Genomic DNA, 24,971 nt, shown 5'->3' with positions numbered 1-24,971 from the left:
CCTCATTCTCGTCGTGGTCCTGCTTGTTTTCTCATTCGATCCACTACCCCGGCTATGAATTCGGTGACGGCATCCAGTTCCGCCACATAGGCCCAGTAATCGGGGTGCCGCCCCGACAGTGTTTCGGTGATTCGTTCGATTCGTTCGGCCTGCGCGTCCAGCACAGATCCCCATTCGCCCGCGAGCCCCCGACTCACCGCGAGCATCTGTGCGTCCCGCAACCTGAATCGTACGGCCTTGGCCTTGTCTTGCGGGTCCTCGCGAACCGAACGCAACAGCTCGAGCCGCTTGGTGACGGCGTCGATCAGCTGCTCGGCGGCGCCGAGGCTCCCCCGCGCGGTAGCGGTCAATTCAAGGGCTGACTCCGGATTCTTCGCGTCCAATGCGGCGCGCGCCCTGGCGAGAGCGTCGGCGGCGGCATCGATGGCTTGCTGGCATTCCCGCCCATTGTTGGCCAGATCCGCCGAACTCGCAGCGTTGAACTCGCGCAGCAACGCCGAGTAGGCGGGCCCGACCCGCTCCGACCGGTTGCGTACGGCGGCCAGCCTGGTATCCACCGAGGTGAGCGCGGTATTCGCGGCGCCGCGTCGAGATGGGGCCTGCGCCAACGCTTCTGCCAGTTCCTTGGTGACCGCGTCCAAGCGGTTGGCAGCAGCGCGGACGGCGCCCGAACCACCGCTCACACCCACCGATTCCAGTGTGACCAGCGCCTCATCGACGGCGGCCGCGCGCAGCCGCACCGAAGGGTAGTCCGCGTACGCGGATTCCGCGGCCTGCCCGCGCACCGCGGCGGCAGCGACCTTCACCTGCTGCGCAAGCTGCGGCACCGACCGCACGATCGCGACGGCTTCCTCGAGCCGGGCCTGGTTACCTCGATAGAACTCGTCCACGGCGCGTGCCGCGTCGGCCAACTGCCGCGTGACGACGTCGGCGCGCTGCCGGCCGTCGGCGACGCTCGTGCCGTCGCGCTGGGCCGCCTCGAGTTCCTCGGTCAGCGCCAGATACGCCCCCGCCGCGTCGTAGCAGCGGCCGCGCACCGGATCCCACGCCGACGAGAACCCCCGCTCGGAGAAGACTTCCTCCGAGGCGTGCACCGCGGCCTCCGCCGCGCTCTGCCGCCGATCCATGTCGAGGAACGCGTCCGCGAGCCGGGCTCGTGCCTGCTCGATCCATTCGCTGTTCCCGGACGACCGGAACCAGCTCCGCCTGCGCCCTACCACGCCCCGATGGTAGGAGATCTTCCTGTTCGCCGGGGGTTCCCCCAGTTCCTACGCAAGTTCGCCGAAACCTACTACTGTCGTAAGTCGTACCCGGCGATTCGGACATGCTGGGACCACAGACGGACTAATGAAAGGGATTCCCGCATGGGTGTCAGTTTGTCCAAGGGCGGCAACGTCTCGCTGACCAAGGAGGCGCCTAACCTGACTGCTGTTTCCGTCGGCCTGGGGTGGGATATTCGGACCACTACGGGTACCGACTTCGACCTGGACGCCAGCGCGATCGCGACCGGTGGCGACAAGAAGGTGCTGAGCGATCAGCACTTCGTGTTCTTCAACAACCTCCGCTCGCCGGAAGGCGCCATCGAGCACGCGGGCGACAACCGCACCGGTGAGGGCGAGGGCGACGACGAGGTCATCAACGTCGACCTGGCCAACACCCCGCCGACCATCGAGAGCATCTTCTTCCCCGTCTCGATCTACGACGCCGACACCCGTCAGCAGTCGTTCGGTCAGGTGCGCAACGCCTACATCCGCGTCGTGGACCGCAGCAACGGCACCGAGCTGGCCCGCTACGACCTGAGCGAGGACGCCTCGACCGAGACCGCCATGGTCTTCGGCGAGCTGTACCGCAACGGCGCCGAGTGGAAGTTCCGCGCCATCGGCCAGGGCTACGCCTCCGGCCTCGCGGGCATCGCCCGTGACTACGGCGTGAACGTCTGACCAAGACACGCGCAACACGAGGGGGCTCGGCCGTCGAGCCCCCTCGTCGCGCGACCGGGGGGAGTATCGCGCCGGTCGCATTCGTTGGACATCCGGCGGTTCAACGGCCACGCTGGTAGCAATCTCGCCGTTTCAGTTCCCATTCACGAAAGGTCCACGCGTGGTCCTGCGCATCTTCGGCCTGTCCGGCCTCGTCACCGTGGCGTCCCTGGTGGTGGCGTTCCTGTACGGTGGCCCCACCGCCCTGGCGCTGTGCGCGATCCTGGGCATCCTCGAGGTCTCCCTCTCGTTCGACAACGCCGTCATCAACGCCACCATCCTGCAGCGGATGAGCGATTTCTGGCAGCGCATCTTCCTCACCATCGGTGTGCTCATCGCCGTCTTCGGCATGCGCCTGGTGTTCCCGCTGGCGATCGTGTGGATCACCGCGGGCCTGGACCCGGTGCAAGCCCTCGACCTGGCACTCAACCCGCCGGCGGGTGACGCTCCTTACTTCCCCGACGGCAGCCCGAGCTACGAGACGTTGCTCACCGACGCGCACCCGCAGATCGCGGCGTTCGGCGGCATGTTCCTCGCGCTGCTGTTCCTGAACTTCATCTTCGAGGAGCGCGAGATCACCTGGCTCGGCTGGCTGGAGCGGCCGCTGGCGGCGGCGGGCAAGCTGGACATGCTCTCGGTCGTCGTCGCGGGCGCGGGCCTGGTCCTGACCGCGGAGTTCCTCGCCGCCGACGACAAGCGCGCCACCGTGATGATCGCGGGCATGCTCGGCATGATCGTCTACATCGCGGTCGACGGGCTCGGCTCGATGTTCCACACCGAGGAGCACACGGGCGGACCGTCGGAGCTGGCCAAGGCCACCGGTAAGGCGGGCTTCTTCCTGTTCCTCTACCTCGAGGTGCTGGACGCCTCGTTCTCCTTCGACGGCGTGATCGGCGCGTTCGCCATCACCTCCGACCCGATCATCATCGCGCTCGGCCTCGGCCTGATCGGCGCCATGTTCGTCCGGTCCATCACGGTGTACCTGGTGCGCAAGGGCACGCTCTCGGAGTACGTGTACCTGGAGCACGGCGCGCACTGGGCGATCGGCGCGCTCGCCGCGATCCTGCTGATCTCGATCGGCGTGCACGTCAACGAGCTCGTCACCGGTCTGATCGGTGTGGCGTTCATCGGCGCCGCGTTCATCAGCAGCGTGCTTCGCAACAAGCGCGAGGGCGGCGACGAGGAGGAACTCGAGAGCGAGCGAGCTGTCACGCCGGTAGGCTGATTTTCGGCAGGCAGCCGACGAAACTCCATGCGGCAGCGGCCCCTCCGACGGAGGAAGCCGTTGCCGCTTCTCTTTTCCCGAGGGGGACCGCGCATGGCGTCCGAGCAGCAGTCCGGCGGTGCGAATCCGACGAAGGTGACACTGTCCAAGGCGACGCCGAGCATCAATCTCACCAAACCCGGTGAGCAGCAAGGGGTCTTGCGGGTCAATCTGAACTGGTCGCGGGCCGCCAAGGGCTTCTTCCGCAGGTCCAAGCCGGTCGATCTCGACCTCGGCTGCCTCTACGAATTGGCCGACGGCACCAAGGGTGTCGTGCAGGCGGTAGGCGAGAACTTCGGCTCGCTGGCGGGCGAACCGTACATCCAGCTCGACGGCGACGACCGCAGCGGCGCCGTCACATCGGGCGAGAACATGCACATCGATCTCGCCCGGCCCGAATTGTTCAAGCGCATCCTGATTTTCGCCTTCATCTACGAGGGCGTGCCGAACTGGGCGGCCGCCGACGGTGTCGTCACCCTCTACCCGAGCACCGGACCGCAGGTGGAAATGCGCCTCGACTCCCCGGTCGACGGCGCACGCTCCTGCGCCATCGCCCTGCTCCAGAACAACGGCCGCGGTATCACCGTGCACCGAGAAGTGCAGTACATCAACGGAACCCAGCGGCACATCGACGAGGCCTACCGCTGGGGAATGCAGTGGAGCAGCGCGAGCAAGTGACGGCTACAGCATCCGGCGCGGCCTGCTCATCGCCCTTGCCCGCCGCACCGAAACGCGCGACCACACGGCCTGCTGGAACGCCAGCGTCGCCCATCCCGCCAACGCCATGCCGGAGAGGTTGACCAGCAGCTGCAAGGTGCTCCCCCAGATCGCCTCGCCGACACCGAAAGCCACACCGAGCGCGATGTTTCCGGCGGCGGGCACCGTCGTCACCGAGATGAAGACACCGGCGAGACCGGACGCCTTCGACGAGGTCAGTGCGAGCACTCCGGCGGCCGCCGCGATCACCGCGACGATGAACGACCACTTGTCCGGCGTGTAGATGAACGCCGTGTCCGGCCGCGGACCGGTCACGTCCTCGATGGTGATCCAGCCGAGCCCGCGGCCGATCAGCACCAGGATGAACGTCACGACGATGGCCGCAGCGAAACCGAGGAACAACGTGCGCACCGCGAGGCCGAGCAGCACGAAACGGCGGCGCACCAGCGCGACGCCGAGCGCGGCGATGGCCCCGAACTCCGGGCCGAGCACCATGGCGCCGATGACCAGGATCTGCGAATCCAGCACGATCGCGATGGCGGCGATCACCGTCGCCATCGTCATGAAACTCAAGTAGGTCCAGTTCAGCTCGGTTTCCTCGTACGAGCGCTGCGCGACGTCGGCCCACACCACCGCGTCCGCGCTACTGCCCGGCGTGCGCACTTCGGCGTCGAAACCGCTGCGCGACAGCCACGTTCGCACCTGGTCGAACTCGATGCTTCCGTGCTTGTGCACGCCGAGCGCGCGCAACTTGTCGACGATGTCGTTGCCCGCTTCCCGCGCGACGTCCACGAGCACCAGATCACCGGGCGGTCGCAGCGAGGCACCGCGCATCACGGCCAGCCCGCTCACCGCGGTGTCCCGGTCGAGGATGTCGAGCACGTCGTCGGTCAGCGCCGCCGGAGACATGATCCGCATGTGCAGCATGCGGGCAAGTTTGCCGTGGGCGGGTGTGCTTGCCCAGAGGGGGTTCTCTGGGAGCGTGCCTGCCAACGGAAAGACGGGGTCTGGTCGTGCGCCGTCTCCGCACAAGAGGACGGCCTGGGGGTTGGGTTGGGTGTGCGGTTCGGGTTCAGGCGGCGACCAGATCCCCGCGGTCCGGGGTCGCCCGCGCGGACTTCACGTTGCTTCCGCGCGGATCGGCCCTGATGAACAGGAAGAACAGTGCGACGAGCAGGATCGCGCGCCCCCACACGCCGAACTGGACGATTGTTTCCTGGATCTCGAACGGCGCGCCGGAGCCCATCGCGTAGAAGTAGCGGAACACGCCGATACCGATGGCCGCGTCGGCGAGCAGATACGCGCCGATCACCTGCCACGGGACCGCGAGCAACACCAGAAACGGGATCAGCCACAGCGTGTACTGCGGCGAATGGACCTTGTGGAAAACCAGGAATCCACACAGCATCGCGCCGCTGACGCCGACCCACGGGAAGACACCGGTCGCTCGATAACGCTTCCAGCCCAGCCAGACCGCGAGCACGAACGCGGCGAGGATCAGGACCGGCGAGGCGATGGAGACGCCGTCGTGCCAGGACTGGCTGGTCTCGGTCTCGCGGCCGTACAGCAGGTGATGTCCCCAGTACCAGATGGAGTTGGTGGTGATGTCGGCTTGGCGCAGCTGCTGGAAGGTGATCGACGCCCGCCAGCCCTCGTATCCGATCAGAGCGAACGGCAGGTTCACCGCGACGACGGTGCCGATGGCCGCGCCCGCGGTCGCCAGCGCGCCGCGCCAGTCGAGACCGGAATCGTCGTCGGGATCGCGCTCGGCGCCGCCGGTCAGCACATAGATCATCAACGGCAGCACGAAGATTCCCGGATACAGCTTCAAACAGAAGCCGAGCCCGAGCAGCACGGCGGCCAGCACGGCGCGGGTGCGCAGCGAATACCTGGTCGCCATGGTGACCACGTAGACGGCCGCGACCGCCGTACAGACCACCGGCAACTCCCAGTTGTGGAAGGCGTAGAGCACCAGCGGCGGACCGATCGCCCAGAGCAGCGCGGCGCGGCCGGCGAGCCGGGCCAGGAACCAGGCGGTGAGCAGCGCGAACGGCGCGAGCAACAAGGCGGACAGACGCAGGAAGTCGGCGTCGGTCTCCGCGCCGATCGCGCCGACCCACATGAGCGTGCCGCTGAGCACCGGATATTCGACGGCGCCGCCGGTGAGCAGTCCGTCGTCGGTGATGCCACCGTCGACGTAGGGGAAGACGTGCCGATCGATGTCGCGGCCCAGCCACAGGAACTGGATGTCGGAATAGCAGACGTCCGAATCCTTGATCACGTCGAAGACCGTGCTTCGACCGTTCTCATAGAACGGCGCGCCCGCGCACCGGGCCTTGTTCGCGTACGCGAGCGCCAACGTCAGCCCGCACAGCAGGACGATCACGGCAGCGAGCGCACCCCCGCGCGACGCGCGCCGGACCCGCACCTCGGTAGCGGCGGATCCGGTCGACATGCTGACCACCTTAGGACCCGAACCCATGCCATGGGCAGGTACACCCGCCCCCTTGGGCGGACACGCTCCACGAGCACGCCGTGTTCTCCCATTGGCGAGCACGCAACCCGGAGAGCCACCCCTGGGCAAGGCACACCCGCCCCCGGCAGGTGCCCTTGTGCCGACCGAGACGCCGCACGAGCAGACCGCGTTCTCCCATTGCGGGCACGCCCCCGGAGAACCAGCCCTGGCCAAGGCACACCCGCCCCCGGCAGGTGCACTTGTGCGGAGACGCCGCACGAGCACACCGTGTTCTCCCGTTGGCGAGCACGCACCCGGAGAACCACCGTATGGACAGGCACACCTGCCCCCACCACCCCTGGGCAAGGTACACCCGCCCCCGGCAGGTGCCCTTGTGCGGAGACGCCGCACGAGCAGACCGTGTTCTCCCATTGCGGGCACGCACCCGGAGAACCACCCCTGGGCAAGGCAAACCCGCCCCCCTCATGTAGCCTTGTCGGGTTGCTGACGCAACGAACCCTCCTGCCACGGACCGTCCGTGGCCGTTTCTGAGTCCACAGGAGGTGATTGGTCCGTGCGTCATTACGAAGTGATGGTCATCCTCGATCCGAGCCTGGACGAGCGCACTGTTGGTCCGTCGCTGGACAACATGCTGAGCGTCGTCAAGACCGAAGGCGGCAAGATCGACAAGGTCGACATCTGGGGCCGTCGTCGGCTCGCCTACGAGATCCGCAAGCAGGCCGAGGGCATCTACGCGGTGGTCGATCTGACCGCGACCCCGGCCACGGTGAGCGAGCTCGACCGCCAGCTGGGGCTCAACGAGTCGGTGCTGCGCACCAAGGTTCTGCGCCACGACAAGTAGTTCCGCCGCTAGCGACTGCTCGCAGGTCGCTCGAAACAACCAGCACTCGTCTGCGTCGGTGCCTGTCTCTAGGCTCTAGCGCAACGAAGCGAGTGCATGCGGACTGCACACCGAGCAGGAGGAACCCATGGCAGCAGGCGACACGGTCATCACCGTCATCGGAAACTTGACGGCCGACCCCGAACTGCGTTTCACGCCCGCGGGGCAGGCGGTGGCGAACTTCACCGTCGCGTCCACCCCCCGCGTGTTCGACCGTAATACCAATGAATGGAAAGACGGCGAAGCGCTTTTCCTGCGCTGCAACATCTGGCGCGAAGCCGCGGAAAATGTCGCCGAAAGCCTGACCCGAGGCGCTCGCGTCATCGTGAGCGGACGGCTCAAGCAGCGCTCCTACGAAACCCGCGAGGGTGAGAAGCGCACGGTCGTCGAGCTCGAGGTCGACGAGGTCGGCCCCTCGCTCCGCTACGCGACGGCGAAGGTCAACAAGGCCAGCCGCGGCGGCGGTGGGGGCGGCGGCTTCGGTGGTGGCGGCGGCGGTGGCTACGCCTCCTCCGGCAGCAGCGGTGGTGGCGGCGGTCGTTCCGGCGGCGCCGAGGACGACCCCTGGGGCAGCGCGCCCGCGGCAGGTTCCTTCGGGGGCAACAGCCGCATGGATGACGAACCGCCGTTCTGAGACGGCTTTCATAGGCCCGCATCAGTTGGGCCACAATAATTTTGGAGTAAGAGACCATGCCCAAAGCGCCCGCGCGCGAAAAGGTGCTGAAGAAGAAGGCTTGCGCTTTCTGCAAGGAAGCCAAGTCCGGCACCGTTTCGATCGATTACAAGGACACGACGCTGCTGCGCAAGTACGTCAGCGACCGCGGCAAGATCCGCGCCCGCCGGGTGACCGGCAACTGCGTGCAGCACCAGCGCGACATCGCCGTTGCCGTGAAGAACTCGCGTGAGGTGGCCCTGCTGCCCTACGTGTCGACGGCTCGCTGAGTAAGGGAGGCACGCAAATGAAGTTGATTCTGACCGCTGATGTGGACAACCTCGGTGCCCCCGGCGACACCGTTGAGGTCAAGGACGGCTACGGCCGCAACTACCTGCTGCCGCGCGGCCTGGCCATCGTCGCCAGCCGTGGCGCGCAGAAGCAGGTCGAGGGCATCCGCCGGGCGCAGGACGCCCGCCGGGTTCGCGACCTGGACCACGCCAACGAGCTGAAGCAGGCCATCGAGGGCCTGGAGTCGGTCTCGCTGAGCGTGAAGACCGCGGGCACCGGCAAGCTGTTCGGCTCGGTGACCCAGGCGGACGTCGCCGCGGCCATCAAGACCGCAGGCGGCCCCGTGGTCGACAAGCGCAGCATCGAGCTGCCGAAGGCGCACATCAAGTCGACCGGCAAGCACGGCATCGTGGTGCACCTGCACCCGGACGTGGTCGCCAAGTTCGACCTGCAGGTCGCCGCGGCGAGCTGAGTCCGCACCGCTCTCGGGCGGTTCGCGCATTCACGTCGAAGACCACCCCTGTGATCGCACGGGGGTGGTCTTCGGCCTGCCCCTTCGCGCCTCCTTCTTTATTAGCCAGTTATTTGCTGGAATGTAAGGCAGTGAAGTGGGACACCACCGGCTCGCGTCGGCTATCGCGTTTCACCTCCGGTTATTCGGCCTGTGGATTACTGGGCAAACCGACCGATCGCAATGTGACTCAGCTCATAGCGTGCACACGCGCTGTTTACCCAACACGCCCGGCTGTTCATCTCGAGCGACACGCCGAGATGAGATCTATCCACACGTGGATGGATGCGGAAACGCGCATCCATCAGCGCCTTTCGCCGGAGTGACCTGGGTTTTCCCCAAGTTGTACACAGGGGGTGCACACGGTTTGGTAAACAGTCCCCAACTTATCCACAGTTGTGTGCACAGCTCGGTTTGGCGACGCCCCACCGAGTCGCCTAGGTTCGTCGCATTGCCCGAATCGGGCCGCACGAAATGGCGCGAATTCGAGCTGTCGCGAGAGTTGCTGGAACCGGTCGACGGGGCTGTGGCACACGCGTCCGTGGCCGAGGCAAACGTGTCAGAGGCCCGGAGTAAGAACGAGTCATCGATACGGTGAAATCCGATCGTGGGGTAGAGAGGACGGTCGAGTCTGGTGACGACCACCGATGACCGCGGGCACACCGACTTCCCGCCCGAACCTCCCGGCGAAGACTTCGGCCGCCAGCCGCCGCACGACATGGCCGCCGAGCAGTCCGTCCTCGGCGGCATGCTGCTGAGCAAGGACGCCATCGCCGACGTCGTCGAAGTCATTCGGCCCGGCGACTTCTACCGCCCCGCGCACCAGGCGATCTACGACACCATTCTCGATCTCTACGGCCGCGGCGAACCCGCCGACCCCGTCACCGTCGCCGCGGGCCTCGACCGCCGCGGCGAACTCAAGCGCATCGGCGGCCCGCCGTACCTGGTCACCCTCACCCAGACCGTCCCCACCGCGGCCAACGCTGGCTACTACGCCGAAATCGTCGCCGAGAAGGCCATTCTGCGCCGCCTCGTCGAGGCGGGCACCCGCATCGTCCAGTACGGCTACGCGGGCGCCGACGGCCAAGACATCGCCGAGGTCGTCGACCGCGCCCAGGCCGAGGTCTACGAGGTCACCGAACGCCGCACCACCGAGGACTTCCTCCCCCTCGAAGAACTCCTGCAGCCCACGATGGACGAAATCGACTCCATCGCCTCCCGCGGCGGCATCTCCCTCGGCGTCCCCACCGGCTTCACCGAACTCGACGAGATCACCAACGGCCTGCACCCGGGCCAGATGATCATCGTCGCGGCGCGACCCGGTGTCGGAAAGGCGCTCGCCCTCGACACCCCGCTACCGACCCCCAGCGGCTGGACCACCATGGGCGAAGTTCAGGTCGGCGACGAACTCCTCGACGCCGAAGGGCGCCCCACCCGCGTCCTCGCTGCCACCGACGTCCTCACCGACCGGCCTTGCTACGAGGTCGAGTTCTCCGACGGAACAGTTGTCGTCGCGGATGAATCCCACCAATGGGTCACCCGATCGGCATTGGACGTAGCCAGCCCGGTCGCGATCCGCACCACCGGCGAGATCGCCCACACCTTGCGCGACCTCACGGGTGACCTCAACCACGCCGTTAGCGGCACGGCCCGTTCAGCGCCACGCCGCATCGTCGACGTTCGCAAGATCGACAGCGTCCCCGTGCGGTGCGTCGAGGTCGACAACGCCCAGCACCTCTACCTCGCTGGGCGATCGGGAGTGCCGACCCACAATTCGACCCTCGGCATGGACTTCATGCGGAGTTGCTCGATCAAGCATGGGCTGGCCAGCGTCATCTTCTCGCTCGAGATGAGCAGGACCGAGATCGTCATGCGTCTGCTTTCCGCGGAGGCGAAGATCAAGCTCGGTGACATGCGGTCTGGGCGGATGAGCGACGACGACTGGACCAAGCTGGCTCGGCGGATGAGCGAGATCAGTGAGGCGCCGCTGTTCGTCGATGACTCGCCCAACCTGACCATGATGGAGATTCGCGCGAAGGCGCGTCGCCTCAAGCAGCGCCACGACCTGAAACTCGTTGTGGTGGACTACCTCCAGCTGATGACCTCCGGCAAGAAGGTCGAATCCCGCCAGCAGGAAGTCTCGGACTTCTCCCGAAACCTCAAGCTGCTTGCCAAGGAGCTCGAAGTACCGGTGGTCGCCATCAGCCAGCTGAACCGCGGTCCCGAACAGCGAACCGACAAGCGGCCCATGGTGTCCGACCTCCGCGAGTCGGGCTGTATGCCCGCCTCGACGCGGATCCTGCGCGCCGACAACGGCGGCGAGACCACGCTCGGTGAGCTGCTCGCCAGTGGTGAGCAGCCCCTGGTGTGGTCGCTGGACGAACGAATGCGGATGGTCGCGCGTCCGATGGTGAAGGTGTTCCCCAGCGGTCGTAAGGAAGTCTTCAAGCTGCGGCTTGCCTCCGGTCGCGAAGTGGAAGCGACCGGCAACCACCCGTTCCTGACGGTGGACGGCTGGATCCCGTTGGAGAAGCTGACCATCGGCGACTGCCTGGCAACACCGCGGCAGGTCCCCGAACCGGTGCACACCACTCGCATGGCCGATGCGGAGGTGATCCTGCTGGCCCACATGATCGGTGACGGCTCTTGTGTGAAGCGTCAGCCGATCCGCTACGCGAGCATCGACGAGGAGAACCTCGCCGCCGTCACGACGGCGGCCCAGCACTTCGGTGTGGCTGCGGTGCGCGACGAGTACGCGGCGGCGCGTGTGACCACCCTGCGCCTGCCCGCGCCCTACCGCCTGACGCATGGCAAGCGAAACCCGATCGCGGCGTGGCTCGACGAGCTGGGGCTCTTCGGCCTGCGCAGCTACGAGAAGTTCATTCCGCAGGCTGTTTTCGCCTTGCCGAACGATCAAATCGCGCTTTTTCTGCATCATCTGTGGGCAACCGATGGCTCGGTACGCTGGGACGAGAAGGCACACATGGGCCGTGTGTACTACGCATCCACTAGTCGACGCCTTGCCGACGATGTCGGACAGCTTCTGCTGCGCCTCGGGATTCACGCTCGCATCGCTCGTGTTCAGAAGTCCGGGTATCGGCCATGCTGGCACGTGACTATCGATCGCGTTGAGAACCAGACGCGATTCCTGCGCGACGTCAATGTCAACGGAGCCCGGGGCGAGTCTGCACGTGAACTGCTCCGGCAACTCGAGTCCATTGCTCCTCGGCCAGGCTCTGACACTGTCCCGAAGGAAGTCTGGACCAAGGTTAGCGATCTGCTGAGGACAAGGCAGATGACCCACAAGGAATTCGGCGCCGCACTCGGTTCCAGGTTCTGCGCGTCCAAGTGGAAGCACGCTCCGGGGCGCGCGAAACTAGCTCGTGTAGCCGCCGTCCTCGACGACGCCGACATCGAGATGTTCGCGACCAACGACGTGTTCTGGGACAAGATCGTCGAAATCACCAGCCTCGGTGAACAAGACGTCTACGACGGCACCGTCCCCGACACGCATAATTATGTGGCCAACGGAATAACCTCGCATAACAGTCTCGAGCAGGACGCGGATATGGTCATCCTGTTGCACCGGCCCGACGCCTTCGAACGCGACGACCCGCGCGGCGGCGAGGCCGACCTGATCCTCGGCAAGCACCGTAACGGTCCGACCGCCACGATCACCGTCGCCCACCAGCTGCACCTGAGCAGGTTCGTGGACATGGCCCGCGGCTGAGACGAATTCGTAGGACTCGGTCGACGTGCCGGTCTATCGCTTCGTATCCGACGGGTCGACAGGGCGGCAGCGGCGACGGTGCTCACGACGGCCGTGGCGTCCTCGACCGCGCCGGCCGGATCGCCCGTGAAGACGCGATGGCCGGCGCCGTCGGCCAGGACTCCGCGCGGCGAAGTGCCGGTGAAAGTTCGAGGGCACGGTCCACATCGGCACGTGCGAACCGACATCATCCGCCGAGGAAGCGCAGCAGCTCCGCGGTGACGAATTGGGGGTTCTCCTCGACCAGCCAGTGTCCCGCGTTCGGAACGTCCACCGCGCGGACGATGTTGGTGATGCGCGGGGTCGTGGTGGCGCGGATCGGGTCGAGTTGGCCTTGGGCGGCCATGAGCAGGGTCGGAGTGTGGACCGGTGCGGCCGCCGTGGTGTCGCGGACGTCCTCGTCGAGGGCGCGGTAGAGCTCGAAGCCGCCCGACAGGACCTCGGGTCGGCGGTAGGTGCGCGCGTACTCATCGATCTCGGTGTCGGTGAACGGGGATCGGTCCGAGGTGCCGCCGAAAGCTGTTCCGCCGTAGGAGACTTGGGGGTAGAACAGGGCAAGGTACTCGCGGACGTCGTCGCCGACCACCGCCTCGGGGACCCGACGCTGGGAGTGCAAGGCGATGTGCCAGCTCAGTGTTCGATATGTCGGCGCGTCGATTCCGGGACCGGGGAGCGGCAGATCCAAGTAGCCGAGACGCGATGTGTCGGTGGGGAACTGGGCCGCGTACTGGAACGCCACGGCGGCGCCGAAGTCGTGCCCGATCACCCGGGCGTCACGCACGCCGAGCCGCTCGGCGATCAGGGTGTGCACGTATCGCGCGAGCGTGGCCTTGTCGTAACCGGTTGGGGAGCCGGTGCTGTCGCCCAAGCCGGGAAGGTCGACGGCATAGACGGTGTAGTGCTCGGCGAGCGCGGGCATGATCGGCCACCAGCCGAACCAGGTCTGCGGCCAGCCGTGGATCAGCACCACCGGCGGGCCGCTTCCGCCGGTCACGTAGTGCATCCGGACGCCGTCGACGTCGGCGAATGCGTGCCGGAAGGTGCTGGTGAACCGCGGGTCGTCCTGGGTGACGGCGGCGTAGGCGGGGACGTCGTCGGCGGCCGGTGCGGCGCACGCCGCGGTGCCGATCGTGAGCAGGAGGGCGAGTACGGCGGCCGCCACGGTCCGCGCGGGCCCCGTAACCGTCTCGGCAAGACGGTAATTCGGCTTCGGATCGTTTGTTGCCGTTCGGGTCGCGCAGACGCCGTCCCTGAATGTGACCGCATCGGTGGTGCTCATCGTGGCTCCTTCTGTCGGGACGCCACGAGTCTCACCGGGCCGACCAGGATCTGGCACGCCTTCTTGCGGTTCCGGCAAGATTAGCGCGTGGACCGCGATACGGAAGACGTGCTCGACGCGGTGGGGCCCCGGCTGCGTGCGCTGCGCCGCGACCGCGGCATCACCCTGGCCGATCTCGCCGCGACGACCGGGGTTTCGGAGAGCACCTTGTCGCGATTGGAGAGCGGGCAGCGGCGGGCGACCCTGGAATTGCTGCTGCCGCTGGCCCGCACCTACGACATTCCGCTGGACGACCTGGTCGGCGCACCGCGCACCGGCGACCCGCGAATCCACCTGAAGCCGATCCGGCGGTTCGGGATGACCTTCATTCCGCTGTCCCGGCGGCCGGGCGGCATCCAGGCGTTCAAGATGATCATCCCCGCCCGGCCGAAACCGCTGGAACCGACACCGCAGACGCACGAAGGCTACGAGTGGCTGTACGTGCTCAACGGTCGCCTGCGGCTGGTGCTCGGCGAGCGCGACCTGACGCTACCGGCCGGTGAGGCAGCCGAATTCGACACGTCGCTGCCGCATTGGCTGGGCAGTGCCGACGGCGGGGTGGTCGAACTCCTCATCCTGTTCGGCCCGCAGGGGATGCGCGCGCACGTGCGATCCGGCTCGCACAGCGGTACCGACCATGAGCCGAGCGGGCCGACCACCCGTCCCTGATCCTCAGTCCAGCACCGCGAACGCCTCCACCTCGACGAGCACGTCGGGCTCGAAAAGGTAGTCCACGCCGATCGCCGACAAGGGCGGCAACGGCGTCGGTATGCCGAGCTCTTCCGTGACGCGCTCGATACCCGCGATGAAGTCGTCGTACTTGTCCGGGCTCCAGTGCGTGACGAAGAACCGAAGGCGTACGACGTCGGCAAAGCTCGCCCCGGCGCCGGCGAGGCCGCGTGCCGTGTTGCGCAGCGCGTGCGCGACCTGGCCTGCGAGGTCTCCGGTCGCGACCGGATTTCCCTCGGCGTCGCGCGCGATCTGGCCCGCCACGTGTACCTGGCGAGCACCCGTGCCGATCGAAACGTGGTGGTACGGAACGGGAGCGAACATGCCCTCCGGGGTCAGCAGCCGCACTGTCATGGGTGTCCCTTTCACTGGACCGAGTCGGTATCCAATGACTACCTGGTATTCGAAGGGAACTTCAACGAGACTAGGTCTCATGACGGAAACCGGCCCGCAGCTCACCGAGCGACACCGCGAGCTGCTCGACCAAGTCCTCGACAAGTGGTCGCTGCAGATCCTCGACGCGCTGTGCGCGAAACCCTTGCGTTTCAACGAGTTACGCCGAACGATTCCGGTCGTGACGCAGAAGTCGCTCACGGCCGCCCTTCGGCGACTCGAGCGCAATGGGATGGTCGAACGCGTCGTCACGAATACGCGCCCCGTGTCCGTCGAGTACCGCATCTCGCCACTCGGAAGGTCCTTGCAGGACCTCATCGACGCGCTCCTGCACTGGACCACCACCACGTTGCCGGACGTCGAGCTCGCCCGCGCACGCTTCGACGACCAGGTTCGAACCGAGACCGACTAGGGCGCTTGGCCTTTCACCAGCTGGGCGAGCCGATTCCACGCCGGGGAAGAGACTCCGGCCCGCGACAGCGCGGCCAACCGGGCGATGGTCGGGTTGTGGATGGTCTCGGAGGGATCGAAAACAGTCGATTCGGGTGCCGTACAGCAAGTGCGAAAAAAGTTCCACGGCGGATGTCGAGAACGTCGTGACAGTTCCGTCCCAGGGGTGAGCGACCAACTAGGGTCGCAAGTCCGAAGGGAGAATCTCATGGCCAAGTACCTGCTCCTCAAGCACTACCGAGGCGCCCCGGCGGCCGTCAACGACGTGCCGATGGATCGGTGGACGCCCGCCGAGATCGAAGCGCACCTGAAGTACATGAACGACTTCGCGGCCCGCCTGGAGGAAAGCGGCGAGTACGTGGACGGTCAGGCCCTGGCACCGGAGGGCGCGTGGGTCCGCTACGACGGCGAGGGCAAGCCGCCGGTGACCGACGGCCCGTTCGCGGAGACCAAGGACCTGATCGCGGGCTGGATGATCATCGACGTCGACTCCTACGAACGCGCCGTCGAGCTGGCGGGCGAGTTGTCCGCGGCGCCGGGCGCGGGCGGCAAGCCGATCCACGAGTGGCTCGAGGTTCGGCCGTTCCTGACCGCCCCGCCGACCGTCACCGAGTGATGGGCGCCGACGCGGTGGACGAGGCCGAGCTGCGAGACCTGATTCCGGGCGTCTTGGCGGCTCTCGTCCACCGCGGGGCGGATTTCGCGACCGCGGAGGACGCCGTTCAGGAGGCGCTGGTCCGTGCCGTCGAGACGTGGCCGAACCGGCGCCCCGACGATCCCAAGGGCTGGCTGGTCACCACGGCGTGGCGCTGCTTCCTCGATCTCGCCCGCTCCGACACCGCGCGGCGGCGCCGTGAGCTGCGGGTCTCCGAGGAGCCGCCGCCGGGACCGACCGCCACCGTTGACGAAACGTTGCGGCTCTACTTCCTGTGCGCGCACCCGAGCCTCACCCCCGCGTCGGCCGTCGCACTGACCTTGCGCGCCGTCGGCGGCCTGACCACCCGCCAGATCGCGCAGGCGTACCTCGTTCCGGAAGCGACGATGGCCCAGCGGATCAGCCGGGCCAAGCGCACCGTGAGCGAGGTCCGGCTGGATCGTCCCGGTGACCTGCGCACTGTGCTCCGGGTCATGTACCTGGTGTTCAACGAGGGGTACAGCGGCGATGTCGACCTCGCCGCGGAGGCCATCCGGCTGGCCAGGCAGCTCGCGGCGACCACGGGCGACCCGGAGGTCGCGGGACTGCTCGCGCTGTTCCTACTGCACCACGCGAGACGCCCGGCCAGGACGCGCGCCGACGGCAGCCTCGTGCCACTGGCGGAGCAGGACCGCAGCCTCTGGCGGCGCGATCTGATCGCCGAAGGCGTTGTGATACTCCAGGCGGCACTGGCCCGCGACCGGCTCGGGGAATACCAGGCGCAGGCCGCGATCGCCGCGCTGCACGCCGACGCGCAGACGGCCGAGGAGACCGACTGGGTGCAGATCGTCGAGTGGTACGACGAGCTCGTCCGTCTCACCGACAGTCCGGTGGTGCGGCTCAACCGCGCTGTCGCCGTCGGCGAGGCGGACGGACCGCGCGCCGGGCTCGCCGCGCTCGCCGACCTCGACCCGAGGCTTCCGCGGTACACCGCTTCCGCCGCTTACCTCCATGAGCAAGCAGGCGACATCGCCACGGCGGCAAAGCTTTACGTGGAGGCGGCGGCACATGCGCAGAACCTCGCGGAGCGCAATCACCTCACGCTTCGCGCGGCGACCCTCCGGCAGCGCCTCTCGGGCGAGGGCTGAGCGCCCGCTCACGATCATCGACCAGTGGGAATCGAGGTGTGCCCGGGGATCGCCGGAAGGCCCAGCGAGGTTTCGACGCGGACGGGCCGAACAGGGATTCGTTCCAGCACTCCGCCCGCGAACACGTCGTAGAGCGGCAAAGTTTCCAGGTGGACGTAGCCGATGTGGCAGTCGCATTCGGTGCGTGGACAGGGCCGGGGAGCGAGGGCGGTTCGGTAGGAGCCGTCGTAGAGGTTGCCCAGGGTGGCCGGGACGAAATGGCAACGGCGGACGTCGCCGTCGCCGTTCACCGAGAGGACCGAGGAACCGGTGCGGCACGGGAGGCCGGCCGAGACGTGGGGATGGCGACTGAACGGAAAGAGGGGATCGAGAGCGGTCCAGTCGGCCGCGGCGGCATCGGTGTAGGTGTGGCCTTCGGCGGCATTGACCCAGAGGTAGACGTGCTCGGGCAGGTCGGCGCGCAGGCGGCGAGCTTGTTCGAGATGTTCTGGTAGTCCGACGATTCCGACGCTGAAACGGATGCCCGCCTTTGTCAACCGCGCGGTCTTGTCGAGAAAGCGGTCGTAGGGGGTCTGGCCGGGGTGGTAGGTGCACCAGAGGGCGACGGTATCGAGGTCCGCGTCGGCGAGCCATTCGGTGCGGCAGCTCAGGTTGGTCTGGATGGCGACGCGGTCGATGTGCGGCTGGTGCGACAGTTCGACCATGGCGCGGCGATACCAGGACCGCACGAGCCCTTCGCCCCACGGGGTGAACAGAATCGAGAGGCGGTCGTCGGTCTGCGCGCACGCCCACCGGGTGAATCGTTCGAGGGCGGCGCGGTCGGCGCGGAGCTGAGCGGTCGAGTCGCGGCGTTTGGCGAAAGGGCAGTACGGACAGTCGTAGTCGCAGGAGGCCAGCGGTCCGCGATAGAGAATGGCGAGATCCACTGCGGCTCAACGATGTTCGTAGGCGGCCATGGCGGCGCGCACCGCCGGGGAGAAGAACTCGGGGCCGATGGCGTCGGAGTAGGCCAAACCCGTTGCGGTCAGCCGCAAGTAGCCCGATCGTGGGTCTGCTAGCCAGCCCCGCTCGGCGAGCATGTCCAGTTCGGACGCGAAGCTGTCGTATGGCTCGTGGCCGAAGCGCAGCCGGTAGTCGGCCACCGCGAACCCCTCGGCTTGGAGCAGCGATTGCAGCAGGTAGCGGCGCTCGGACTCGTCGCCGTCGATCACTCGTCCATAGGCGGCATGGGTGAAATCTGTTGTTGCCACATAGGTGTCGATGATCGCGCGCACTTCGCGCGGGCCGACCGCGTAATCGAAGGAGTAGTGCGTGCCGGAGGTGTAGGAGCGCGCTCCGCAGCCGAGGCCGATCATGCCGTCGGTCTGGCAGGCGTAGTCGTCCGGCCCTTGCGGCGGTGCGTCGACGCGACGGAACATACGCATGGAGACCTGCTCGTAGCCCTCCGCCAGCAGGTGGTCGCGGCCCTCGGCATAGCGTCGTAGCCGCTGTTCGTCCCAATCACGTTCGGCGACAGCCGGATCGGTGTTCCGTCCGAGCCCGGTCAGCGGGCGGACGTAGAGCGGGTAGAGGTAGATCTCCTCGGGGCGCCACGCCAGTGCGGCGTCGAGCGATTCGCGCCAGGTCGCGGCGGTCTGACCGTCGATGCCGTAGATGAGGTCGATGTTCAGCACCGGGATCGCGGTGTCCCGGATTCGGCCGAGCGCGGCCTCGACATCGGCGCGGCGCTGCGGCCGAACGGCGGCGCGTGCCTCCTCCTCGACGAAACTCTGCACACCGAGACTCAGCCGGGTCGTCCCGCGTTCGGCCAGGACCGCGAGGCGGTCGGCGGTCGCGGTGCTCGGCGAGGCCTCCACCGAGAGCGGGATCGCGCGCAGGTCGGCGCCAATGATGTTTTCGGCGATGTCGCACAGCCGGGTCAGCTCTCCCGCTTCGAGGAAGGTGGGCGTGCCGCCGCCGATCGCCGCGGTGGCGAATCGCGGTGTCTCCGTATCCCCCAGCGCCGCACGAACGGCCTCGGCTTGGCGGGTGAGCGCGTCGAGGTAGCGACCGGTGAGGCCGTCGGGCGCGCCGACGCGGGTGAACAGATTGCAGAAACCGCAGCGCACCTCGCAGAACGGGATGTGCAGATACAGCGAGAGCGCTCGCCGCGACTGTCCGGCCCAGAGGTCGGTGAGCGCGGGTCGCGGAGCGAGCGGGCGGTAGGCGGTCTTGTGCGGATAGGCGTAGACGTAGTTCTGATACGGCCGGGGCAAGGTGATCGTGCGGGTCATGCGGGTGGCTCCAGGAAGAAATGTCCGTAGGGGACGGTCCATACCGATTCGTGCCCGAGCCGGTGCCCGGTGAAGCCGTCGTCGCCGTACGCCGTGCCGTGATCGGAACACACGATGGCGAAACAGCGTCGGCGCGAACGCATCACGTCGAACAGTCGGCCGACGTGCTTGTCGATGTATTCCAGTGCCGCCGCGTGGGTGGCGCGGCTGTCGCCCGCCTCGCGGGTCGCGCCGGGCAGGTGGAACCAGTTCGGCTGATGCAGCGCGGAGGCGTTGACGAAAAGGAACAGTCGCCGCTCGGCGGGCAAGCCCGCTATCACCTGTTCGGCGCAGTCCACCTGCGCCTCGAAGGAGGTTGGCGAGGCGACGGAGAACTCCGGTTCCCAATGGCTCTCGGCGAACAGTCCCGGCAGGACGCTGCCCAGCGCGCCCTGCTTGTTGAAGAAGCCGACGCCGCCGACGCAGGCCGTGTGATAACCGCGCGCGGCCAGCGCGGAGACCAGATCGGGCTCGTCGAAGACGAAGGTGCGCTCGGCGGTGGTCTCGCTGCCCGCGAAGCGCGCCGCGAACAGCCGGGGGTGCGGGCCCGGCGTCGCCGGTGTCGGCAGGAATCCGGCGAAGATGGCGTGATGCGACGCGTAGGTGAAATTGCCTGGGGCGTGGCGTTTCTCCCAGCCGCCGCCGGGGAGGTGCGTGCTCAGGTTCGGTAACCGGCCCGCTGCCGCGAGTTCGGCCGCGACGTCGTAGCGCAGGGTGTCGAGGGTGAGCAGCAGCAGATCGTCTCGGCCGATGACGGTGTTCATGTCCGGCTGCTGTGCGATCGTCACAGTGGGACTCCTGTCCGCGAATCGGATTGCCGGGCAGAGTGATAGCGAGTTGTCGCGGCGACGATCTGAGCCGTGTAGGTGTCCAGCCCGGCGGCCGGACCCTCCGGCAGTCCGGAGAGCCTGGGCAGCAGATCCCCGAAGGCGTTGACCTCGCCGACCACGAACCGCCGCCACCCGACGGCGGGCAGCAGATCCACTCCGACACACAGCGTCGCCGGAAAACACGCGGCCGCCTGCTCGCAGATCGACAGCGCCGTCGCCCAGTGCTCGCCCGCGGCGGCGCGGAAGTCCGCCAAATCGCCGCGGGCGCCGCCGAGGTGCAGGTTGGTCAGCGGCGTGCGACTCGTCCGGACGACGGCGTGGGTCGCCCGCCCGCCGATGACCACGACCCGCAGGTCGGCGGATCGGCCGCCCTGGGAGACTTTGGGAATCCAGCGTTCCAGGTGCAGTCCGTCCGGTGCGAGCCGGTCGACGATGTGCGCGATCTCGCGTTCGGCGGTGTAGCGGCGCACGCGCAGCGAGTTGTGCAGGTGGCCCTCGGGTGTGATCTCCACCGAGGTGGTCGCGCGCAGTCGTCCGTCGCGGGTGGATTCGATGGCCAGCACGCCGGAGGCCGACGAGCCGTGCGCGAGTTTGACGAACGCGCGCGGCATCTCGGCCTCGCGCATGAGACTCCGCACGTCCGCCCAGCCGCGCACCGTGGCACGTCCGCCGGAGGTGGGCGAGGACGGCACCGGTATCCCGGCGCGCGACAGCCGCGCATGACACCGCCGCTTGTCGAACAGCACGGCCAGGTCATCGGTGTCGTCGAGCCGAAAACCGCCGCGCAACGAACGCGCCGCGTCCAGGAACCGCGCGTACCAGCGGGCCGAACCCTCCACCCGCGTCGGCTCGAAACTCCCCCGCAACAGCCGATCGACCTCAGGGTTCTCGCCCGGCGAATCCAGCCGCACGATCTCGTCGTCGCTGAAATCGGCTCCGCCCGAACCGAGTACGTCACGCCATTCGACCACGCGGACTTCCGCCGATCCCGCGGCGCGGGCGGCATCGGTGAACATGCCGACGCGCCGGTTCTCGCCGTTGCCGACGATCACCCAGCGCGCCGGTGCCGGGGCGGACACGGCTCATTCACCGACGGAGACGAACCGCCAGACGGTTCCGTCGTCCTCGTCGCTGTCCTCCTCGGCGTCGTCGGAGTCGAGATCCAGGCGGACGCCGGCGGGCTCCAGTGTCTCGCGCAGCCGATTACGCATCTCGTCGGACAGGTAGTTGTAGTGCATGTCGAGCGAGTTCAGGTGGCTCAACGGCTGACCGGACAGCAGCGCCGCCGCGCCGTCGTCGGTGAGGACGCCCATCGAGACGTCCAGGCTCTCCAGCCGGGCCACCACGGGCGCCGCGGCGAGGGCGGCGCAGATGTCGTCCTGGGTCTCGCTGTTGCGCAGGGCGAGATGCTTCAGCTCGGGCAGGCGGTCACCCGACAGGATGGGCGCGAGGTCGGCCACCTCGCTGTCTCCGCCGTACTCCGACGTGCCGAGCCACAGGTCCAGGTGTGTGAGCGCGGGAAAGTCGCAGGCTCCGATGCCGCGCACGACGTCGGCGGGCAGGCCGCCGCTCTCCACGACGAGAGTTTGCAGGCGTTCGTGCCGCACGGCGGGGAACTCCAGGTTCTGACCGCCGCGAACACCGAAAACCTCTAAGTCGGAGAAGGTTTCGAGCAGTGGGGTGACCAGGCCCTGGTTGATCCAGGAGACCTCGCATTCCTCCATGACGATGTCGCCGAGGAACAGGGCGCGCAGCGCGGGCAGCCGGTCCTTGGCCGCGCACAGAGTCTCGATCACCTCGCCGGGCCCGTTGTCGTACACGTCCTGCCACGTCCCGACGATCAACGCGGTGACCTTCGTCGTATCGACCGCACCGACGAAGCGCGCGAAGCACTCCGGCCATGTTTCCTGTGCGTCATAGGTTTCCACGCTCAGTCGCCACGCGACAGCATCCGGCTCCGGCAGCACAATGCTTTTCGGCTTCTTTTTCTTCTTCGCGTCGGCCGCCGGGGCATCGGGGAAGGCGAAGGCGGGCAGGCCGCCGAACTCCTGCAAATGGTCGCCGATGGTCATGTGATGTCCCCGCCCCTTCTGGCAGTGCCGTGATCGTCACGAGGTTTCTACCAAGCCACACCGACAGCGGGGCGAGCCGGGCAGTTTGTCGGTGGCCGTCGCTACGGTCTCGGGACAACGGCGCCGAACTCGCGCCGTGACGGGAGGAACTTCATGTACCGGCAAGGCGATGTCCTGATCGCACCTCTTACGGAAAGTGCTGTACCGCAGGAACTTCTGCACGCACCTTCGGTGGCGCGTGATCCGCGCGGGCGGTTGGTGCTCGCACTCGGTGAGGTCACCGGACACGCGCACGCCGTGCAGGGTCCGGGCAGGCTGATCCGCGCAGCCGGTGCGACCGGGCCGATGCTGCTGCATCTGCCGGAGGGTGGACGTGTCGTCCACGAGGAGCACGCGGCGATCACGTTGCCGAAGGGGTGGTTCCGGGTGGTGCGCCAGCGGGAGTACGTGCCCGGCTCGGTCCGTGTCGTTGCCGACTGACCGCATTGAAAGGCGTTCGATGACAACCGAATCGAGAGAGCGTGTGACGAAGCGTGACGAATGGCGGTCGGTGTCGGCGGCCACCGGGCCCGGGGACCGGGCGGCGGCCGAGGACGCGGTGCGGGCGGCCTACCAGCAGGCCGGGCTCGATACGCCGAAAACCATCGTGTGGGCACGCTCGCCCTTGGAGGCGGTCCGGATCTTGCGGGCCACGCAGGACACCGGCGCATCGGTCCGCGAGGCGCTGCGCAACGCTCCGCTGGCGGCCGAACGCGCCCGCGTCAACGCCGAACTCGGCCACACGGGTTTCAGTGCGCACTGGCGGGAGACCGGCGCGGACCTCTGGGAGCTGACCGCCGCAGTGGTCGATCGAATCCGGGCCGGTGTCATCGACGAGGTGGGCGGTAACCGCAAGGAGCGGAACGCGATTCGCCTGCTGCTGCTCGACGCCGTCCTCGGTCAGCACGACGCCGCGTGGCTGTCGGCGTTCGGCACCGAGCCAGGTGAGCCGTTGGCGGCGGCGGCGAGCGTCGCCCGCGAGGCGGGCTGGTGGTGGCCCTACGAGAAGATCGCGGTGATCAGCGAGCGGCCGACCGCACTGCACCGCGACGAAGCGGGGCGGCTCGACAACGGAGACGGCCCAGCCCTCGCCTACGCCGACGGATTCGCCCTGTTCGCCTGGCGCGGCATGCCGATCCCCGCCGAATTCCTCGACGACCTGCGCGCACTGACCCCCGAGCGGATCCGCGCCGAGGAGAACGCCGAACTGCGCCGAGTGATGCTCGAGTACTACGGATATGACCGCTACCTCGACGAATCCGGCGCGCGACCGATCCACCGCGACGAGACCGGCGTGCTCTGGCGCATCGAACTCGACGGCGACGAGGACGTCGTGATGGTGGAGGTGATCAACTCGACCCCCGAACCAGACGGCACCAGCCGCACCTACTGGCTGCGGGTGCCGCCGGACACCGAGACCGCCCGCGCCGGCGTCGCGTGGACATTCGGTCTCGACGCCGAGGAGTACCAGCCGCTCCGGCAGACCTGAGAACACCTCGATCCGGAATCGTTGGGGGACGGGCGCTTACCTGTCAGGTAATCGATCTCGGTCCGTTCCCGTGCCACGCTTGCGGTATCACGAAAGATGTTGGACCGGAAGGACGCCCATGCCCGCCTATGTCATCGCCCACCTGCAGGACGCGGCGCCGCATGCGGAGATCGCCGAATACATCGAACGCCTGCCCGGAACCTTCGAGCCGTACGGCGGACGCTACCTGGTTCATGCCACGCAGCACGAGGTGAAGGAGGGCAGCTGGCCAGGGGGCGTGGTGATGATCGGATTTCCCGGTATCGACGAGGCGCGGACCTGGTGGGACTCGCCCGCGTACCGGGAGATCGCGCCGCTGCGTTCGCGGCACATCGAGGGCGACATCATCATGGTCGAAGGGGTCCCCGAGGACTACACCCCGACCGCGGCCGCACAGGCGATCCGGGAGGCCGCGGCCGCCGGGTAGTCCGCTGAGCTCATCGCGGACTCGAGGTCGCGAGGCGTGAGGTCGGCGGACAAGACCGGCTATCGCGGCGGCGTTTCCATCACCCGAGGCCACGGTCGGTGGGGAGATCCGGACACGGTGCGGCGCAGGCATCGCTCCGGCCGACCCGAAACCGACCGTGGCCAGGCGTTCTTCGCGATAGCCGTGAGAAGGCTTCGTTGCGATGCGGCCTAGCGACCGGCCAGGTAGGACTTCTCGAATTCCTCGAAGCTGATCTGGTCGTCCTTGTTCTTGTCGAGCAACCCGAAATACCTGGAGCCGGCCGCATCGCTGGTCGAGCGGGTGCGGTTGAGGTATTCCTTCAGCTCGGTGACGGAAATGTAGCCGTCATCATCGAGATCGATTTCGGCGAAGATCTGCGTGGCGTCGGCCATGGCGACTCTCCTTCGTAGCTGTCCGAATGGTGTCCCATCTTCTGGTCGAACTACGAGCCTCCAGCCTGTCGAATATACCGCCGCGATCGACCCGCGCGGACCGCTTCCGGAGGTCACCATGGATCCGCCCGAAGATGCT

At 67.5% G+C, this 24,971-nt stretch carries 26 protein-coding genes; 15 read left to right on the top strand and 11 right to left on the bottom strand.

The window, feature by feature from the left end; translation table 11 throughout:
- Positions 1-2: 2 nt before the first annotated feature.
- On the bottom strand, positions 3-1,220 hold the full coding sequence (locus NAM01S_RS18200; RefSeq protein WP_253799347.1) for a hypothetical protein: 1,218 nt from the start codon (positions 1,218-1,220) through the stop codon (positions 3-5).
- Between the two features lie 144 nt (positions 1,221-1,364).
- Here NAM01S_RS18200 and NAM01S_RS18195 point away from each other — a divergent pair, with 144 nt between their 5' ends.
- From NAM01S_RS18195 to NAM01S_RS18185, 3 genes are all read left to right on the top strand, one after another.
- Positions 1,365-1,940, top strand: coding sequence for a TerD family protein (locus tag NAM01S_RS18195; protein WP_067786815.1), 576 nt, complete (start codon positions 1,365-1,367; stop codon positions 1,938-1,940).
- A gap of 160 nt (positions 1,941-2,100) precedes the next feature.
- Complete coding sequence (locus NAM01S_RS18190) at positions 2,101-3,204, top strand: DUF475 domain-containing protein (RefSeq protein WP_067786813.1); 1,104 nt, start codon at positions 2,101-2,103, stop codon at positions 3,202-3,204.
- 93 nt (positions 3,205-3,297) lie between these two features.
- On the top strand, positions 3,298-3,921 hold the full coding sequence (locus NAM01S_RS18185) for a TerD family protein (protein ID WP_067786811.1): 624 nt from the start codon (positions 3,298-3,300) through the stop codon (positions 3,919-3,921).
- Positions 3,922-3,924: 3 nt separating this feature from the next.
- Here NAM01S_RS18185 and NAM01S_RS18180 read toward each other — a convergent pair whose 3' ends face one another.
- Positions 3,925-4,887 (bottom strand): DUF389 domain-containing protein, encoded by a 963-nt coding sequence (locus NAM01S_RS18180; RefSeq protein WP_067786809.1) that lies wholly within the window; start codon positions 4,885-4,887, stop codon positions 3,925-3,927.
- Between the two features lie 145 nt (positions 4,888-5,032).
- The gene (locus NAM01S_RS18175) at positions 5,033-6,415 is read right to left on the bottom strand and encodes a glycosyltransferase family 87 protein (protein ID WP_067786807.1); all 1,383 of its coding nucleotides are present in this window, start codon (positions 6,413-6,415) and stop codon (positions 5,033-5,035) included.
- A 574-nt stretch (positions 6,416-6,989) separates the two neighbouring features.
- Between NAM01S_RS18175 and rpsF the strand changes: the two genes are divergently transcribed.
- The 5 genes from rpsF to NAM01S_RS18150 all read left to right on the top strand — a co-directional run bounded on the left by rpsF (position 6,990) and on the right by NAM01S_RS18150 (position 12,500).
- Positions 6,990-7,277: a 30S ribosomal protein S6 gene (gene rpsF, locus NAM01S_RS18170; protein WP_067786805.1), complete on the top strand. Its 288-nt coding sequence runs from the start codon at positions 6,990-6,992 to the stop codon at positions 7,275-7,277.
- Positions 7,278-7,404: 127 nt separating this feature from the next.
- Positions 7,405-7,950: a single-stranded DNA-binding protein gene (locus tag NAM01S_RS18165; RefSeq protein ID WP_067786803.1), complete on the top strand. Its 546-nt coding sequence runs from the start codon at positions 7,405-7,407 to the stop codon at positions 7,948-7,950.
- Positions 7,951-8,006: 56 nt separating this feature from the next.
- Positions 8,007-8,258 carry a 30S ribosomal protein S18 gene (gene rpsR, locus NAM01S_RS18160; protein ID WP_067786801.1) on the top strand — a complete coding sequence of 84 codons (252 nt, stop codon included), beginning with the start codon at positions 8,007-8,009 and terminating at the stop codon, positions 8,256-8,258.
- Between the two features lie 17 nt (positions 8,259-8,275).
- Positions 8,276-8,731 carry a 50S ribosomal protein L9 gene (gene rplI, locus NAM01S_RS18155; RefSeq protein WP_067786799.1) on the top strand — a complete coding sequence of 152 codons (456 nt, stop codon included), beginning with the start codon at positions 8,276-8,278 and terminating at the stop codon, positions 8,729-8,731.
- Between the two features lie 673 nt (positions 8,732-9,404).
- On the top strand, positions 9,405-12,500 hold the full coding sequence (locus tag NAM01S_RS18150; RefSeq protein ID WP_067786797.1) for a replicative DNA helicase: 3,096 nt from the start codon (positions 9,405-9,407) through the stop codon (positions 12,498-12,500).
- A 226-nt stretch (positions 12,501-12,726) separates the two neighbouring features.
- Here NAM01S_RS18150 and NAM01S_RS18145 read toward each other — a convergent pair whose 3' ends face one another.
- Entirely contained in the window at positions 12,727-13,818 is a 1,092-nt protein-coding gene (locus NAM01S_RS18145) for an alpha/beta fold hydrolase (protein WP_084483042.1), read from the bottom strand.
- 87 nt (positions 13,819-13,905) lie between these two features.
- On the opposite strand from NAM01S_RS18145, the gene NAM01S_RS18140 reads away from it, so the two are divergent.
- Positions 13,906-14,526, top strand: a complete 621-nt coding sequence (locus NAM01S_RS18140; RefSeq protein WP_067786793.1) for a helix-turn-helix domain-containing protein — start codon at positions 13,906-13,908, stop codon at positions 14,524-14,526.
- A 3-nt stretch (positions 14,527-14,529) separates the two neighbouring features.
- Here NAM01S_RS18140 and NAM01S_RS18135 read toward each other — a convergent pair whose 3' ends face one another.
- Positions 14,530-14,940 carry a RidA family protein gene (locus tag NAM01S_RS18135; protein ID WP_067786791.1) on the bottom strand — a complete coding sequence of 137 codons (411 nt, stop codon included), beginning with the start codon at positions 14,938-14,940 and terminating at the stop codon, positions 14,530-14,532.
- Positions 14,941-15,019: 79 nt separating this feature from the next.
- Between NAM01S_RS18135 and NAM01S_RS18130 the strand changes: the two genes are divergently transcribed.
- The 3 genes from NAM01S_RS18130 to NAM01S_RS18120 all read left to right on the top strand — a co-directional run bounded on the left by NAM01S_RS18130 (position 15,020) and on the right by NAM01S_RS18120 (position 17,211).
- Positions 15,020-15,391, top strand: a complete 372-nt coding sequence (locus NAM01S_RS18130; protein ID WP_067786790.1) for a winged helix-turn-helix transcriptional regulator — start codon at positions 15,020-15,022, stop codon at positions 15,389-15,391.
- Positions 15,392-15,637: 246 nt separating this feature from the next.
- On the top strand, positions 15,638-16,045 hold the full coding sequence (locus tag NAM01S_RS18125; protein WP_067786788.1) for a YciI family protein: 408 nt from the start codon (positions 15,638-15,640) through the stop codon (positions 16,043-16,045).
- A complete protein-coding gene (locus NAM01S_RS18120; RefSeq protein ID WP_067786786.1) occupies positions 16,045-17,211 on the top strand; it encodes an RNA polymerase sigma factor in 1,167 nt (388 codons plus the stop codon). The genes NAM01S_RS18125 and NAM01S_RS18120 overlap by 1 nt, the downstream gene beginning before the upstream one ends.
- Before the next feature lie 14 nt (positions 17,212-17,225).
- Here NAM01S_RS18120 and NAM01S_RS18115 read toward each other — a convergent pair whose 3' ends face one another.
- From NAM01S_RS18115 to NAM01S_RS18095, 5 genes are read right to left on the bottom strand one after another with little or no spacing between them, the layout of a single operon-like run.
- On the bottom strand, positions 17,226-18,137 hold the full coding sequence (locus tag NAM01S_RS18115; RefSeq protein WP_067786784.1) for an STM4011 family radical SAM protein: 912 nt from the start codon (positions 18,135-18,137) through the stop codon (positions 17,226-17,228).
- A 6-nt stretch (positions 18,138-18,143) separates the two neighbouring features.
- Positions 18,144-19,484, bottom strand: a complete 1,341-nt coding sequence (locus tag NAM01S_RS18110; protein ID WP_067786782.1) for an STM4012 family radical SAM protein — start codon at positions 19,482-19,484, stop codon at positions 18,144-18,146.
- A complete protein-coding gene (locus NAM01S_RS18105; RefSeq protein ID WP_253799344.1) occupies positions 19,481-20,311 on the bottom strand; it encodes an STM4013/SEN3800 family hydrolase in 831 nt (276 codons plus the stop codon). Before NAM01S_RS18105 ends, NAM01S_RS18110 begins: the two co-directional genes overlap by 4 nt.
- A complete protein-coding gene (locus NAM01S_RS18100; protein WP_067786780.1) occupies positions 20,308-21,432 on the bottom strand; it encodes an STM4014 family protein in 1,125 nt (374 codons plus the stop codon). The genes NAM01S_RS18105 and NAM01S_RS18100 overlap by 4 nt, the downstream gene beginning before the upstream one ends.
- A 3-nt stretch (positions 21,433-21,435) precedes the next feature.
- Positions 21,436-22,425, bottom strand: coding sequence for an STM4015 family protein (locus tag NAM01S_RS18095; protein WP_067786778.1), 990 nt, complete (start codon positions 22,423-22,425; stop codon positions 21,436-21,438).
- A 153-nt stretch (positions 22,426-22,578) separates the two neighbouring features.
- Between NAM01S_RS18095 and NAM01S_RS18090 the strand changes: the two genes are divergently transcribed.
- The 3 genes from NAM01S_RS18090 (at position 22,579) to NAM01S_RS18080 (ending at position 24,419) form a co-directional block, all read left to right on the top strand.
- Complete coding sequence (locus NAM01S_RS18090) at positions 22,579-22,905, top strand: DUF8820 family protein (protein ID WP_067786776.1); 327 nt, start codon at positions 22,579-22,581, stop codon at positions 22,903-22,905.
- Positions 22,906-22,948: 43 nt separating this feature from the next.
- Positions 22,949-23,953 carry a DUF6745 domain-containing protein gene (locus NAM01S_RS18085; RefSeq protein ID WP_067786774.1) on the top strand — a complete coding sequence of 335 codons (1,005 nt, stop codon included), beginning with the start codon at positions 22,949-22,951 and terminating at the stop codon, positions 23,951-23,953.
- A 118-nt stretch (positions 23,954-24,071) separates the two neighbouring features.
- The gene (locus tag NAM01S_RS18080) at positions 24,072-24,419 is read left to right on the top strand and encodes a DUF1330 domain-containing protein (protein ID WP_067786772.1); all 348 of its coding nucleotides are present in this window, start codon (positions 24,072-24,074) and stop codon (positions 24,417-24,419) included.
- 209 nt (positions 24,420-24,628) lie between these two features.
- Here the strand turns inward: NAM01S_RS18080 and NAM01S_RS35760 are convergent, their stop codons facing one another.
- Positions 24,629-24,832, bottom strand: a complete 204-nt coding sequence (locus NAM01S_RS35760; RefSeq protein WP_067786770.1) for an EF-hand domain-containing protein — start codon at positions 24,830-24,832, stop codon at positions 24,629-24,631.
- Positions 24,833-24,971 lie beyond the last annotated feature (139 nt).

The organism is Nocardia amikacinitolerans NBRC 108937, assembly GCF_001612615.1.
In the GTDB taxonomy this organism is placed as follows: domain Bacteria; phylum Actinomycetota; class Actinomycetes; order Mycobacteriales; family Mycobacteriaceae; genus Nocardia; species Nocardia amikacinitolerans.
Note: the sequence above shows the minus strand (reverse complement) of the source record. Positions and strands in the feature narration are given on the sequence as shown.

What these genes read in the sequence shown, in the direction of transcription:
- NAM01S_RS18090 (WP_067786776.1), top strand. Translation starts at nt 22,579, where the DNA reads ATGTACCGGCAAGGCGATGTCCTGATCGCACCTCTTACGGAAAGTGCT.
- NAM01S_RS18175 (WP_067786807.1), bottom strand. Translation starts at nt 6,415, where the DNA reads ATGTCGACCGGATCCGCCGCTACCGAGGTGCGGGTCCGGCGCGCGTCG.
- NAM01S_RS18110 (WP_067786782.1), bottom strand. Translation starts at nt 19,484, where the DNA reads ATGACCCGCACGATCACCTTGCCCCGGCCGTATCAGAACTACGTCTAC.
- NAM01S_RS18080 (WP_067786772.1), top strand. Translation starts at nt 24,072, where the DNA reads ATGCCCGCCTATGTCATCGCCCACCTGCAGGACGCGGCGCCGCATGCG.
- NAM01S_RS18130 (WP_067786790.1), top strand. Translation starts at nt 15,020, where the DNA reads ATGACGGAAACCGGCCCGCAGCTCACCGAGCGACACCGCGAGCTGCTC.
- NAM01S_RS18185 (WP_067786811.1), top strand. Translation starts at nt 3,298, where the DNA reads ATGGCGTCCGAGCAGCAGTCCGGCGGTGCGAATCCGACGAAGGTGACA.
- NAM01S_RS35760 (WP_067786770.1), bottom strand. Translation starts at nt 24,832, where the DNA reads ATGGCCGACGCCACGCAGATCTTCGCCGAAATCGATCTCGATGATGAC.
- NAM01S_RS18135 (WP_067786791.1), bottom strand. Translation starts at nt 14,940, where the DNA reads ATGACAGTGCGGCTGCTGACCCCGGAGGGCATGTTCGCTCCCGTTCCG.
- NAM01S_RS18180 (WP_067786809.1), bottom strand. Translation starts at nt 4,887, where the DNA reads ATGCTGCACATGCGGATCATGTCTCCGGCGGCGCTGACCGACGACGTG.
- NAM01S_RS18120 (WP_067786786.1), top strand. Translation starts at nt 16,045, where the DNA reads ATGGGCGCCGACGCGGTGGACGAGGCCGAGCTGCGAGACCTGATTCCG.
- rplI (WP_067786799.1), top strand. Translation starts at nt 8,276, where the DNA reads ATGAAGTTGATTCTGACCGCTGATGTGGACAACCTCGGTGCCCCCGGC.
- NAM01S_RS18165 (WP_067786803.1), top strand. Translation starts at nt 7,405, where the DNA reads ATGGCAGCAGGCGACACGGTCATCACCGTCATCGGAAACTTGACGGCC.
- NAM01S_RS18095 (WP_067786778.1), bottom strand. Translation starts at nt 22,425, where the DNA reads ATGACCATCGGCGACCATTTGCAGGAGTTCGGCGGCCTGCCCGCCTTC.
- NAM01S_RS18195 (WP_067786815.1), top strand. Translation starts at nt 1,365, where the DNA reads ATGGGTGTCAGTTTGTCCAAGGGCGGCAACGTCTCGCTGACCAAGGAG.
- NAM01S_RS18125 (WP_067786788.1), top strand. Translation starts at nt 15,638, where the DNA reads ATGGCCAAGTACCTGCTCCTCAAGCACTACCGAGGCGCCCCGGCGGCC.
- rpsR (WP_067786801.1), top strand. Translation starts at nt 8,007, where the DNA reads ATGCCCAAAGCGCCCGCGCGCGAAAAGGTGCTGAAGAAGAAGGCTTGC.
- NAM01S_RS18145 (WP_084483042.1), bottom strand. Translation starts at nt 13,818, where the DNA reads ATGAGCACCACCGATGCGGTCACATTCAGGGACGGCGTCTGCGCGACC.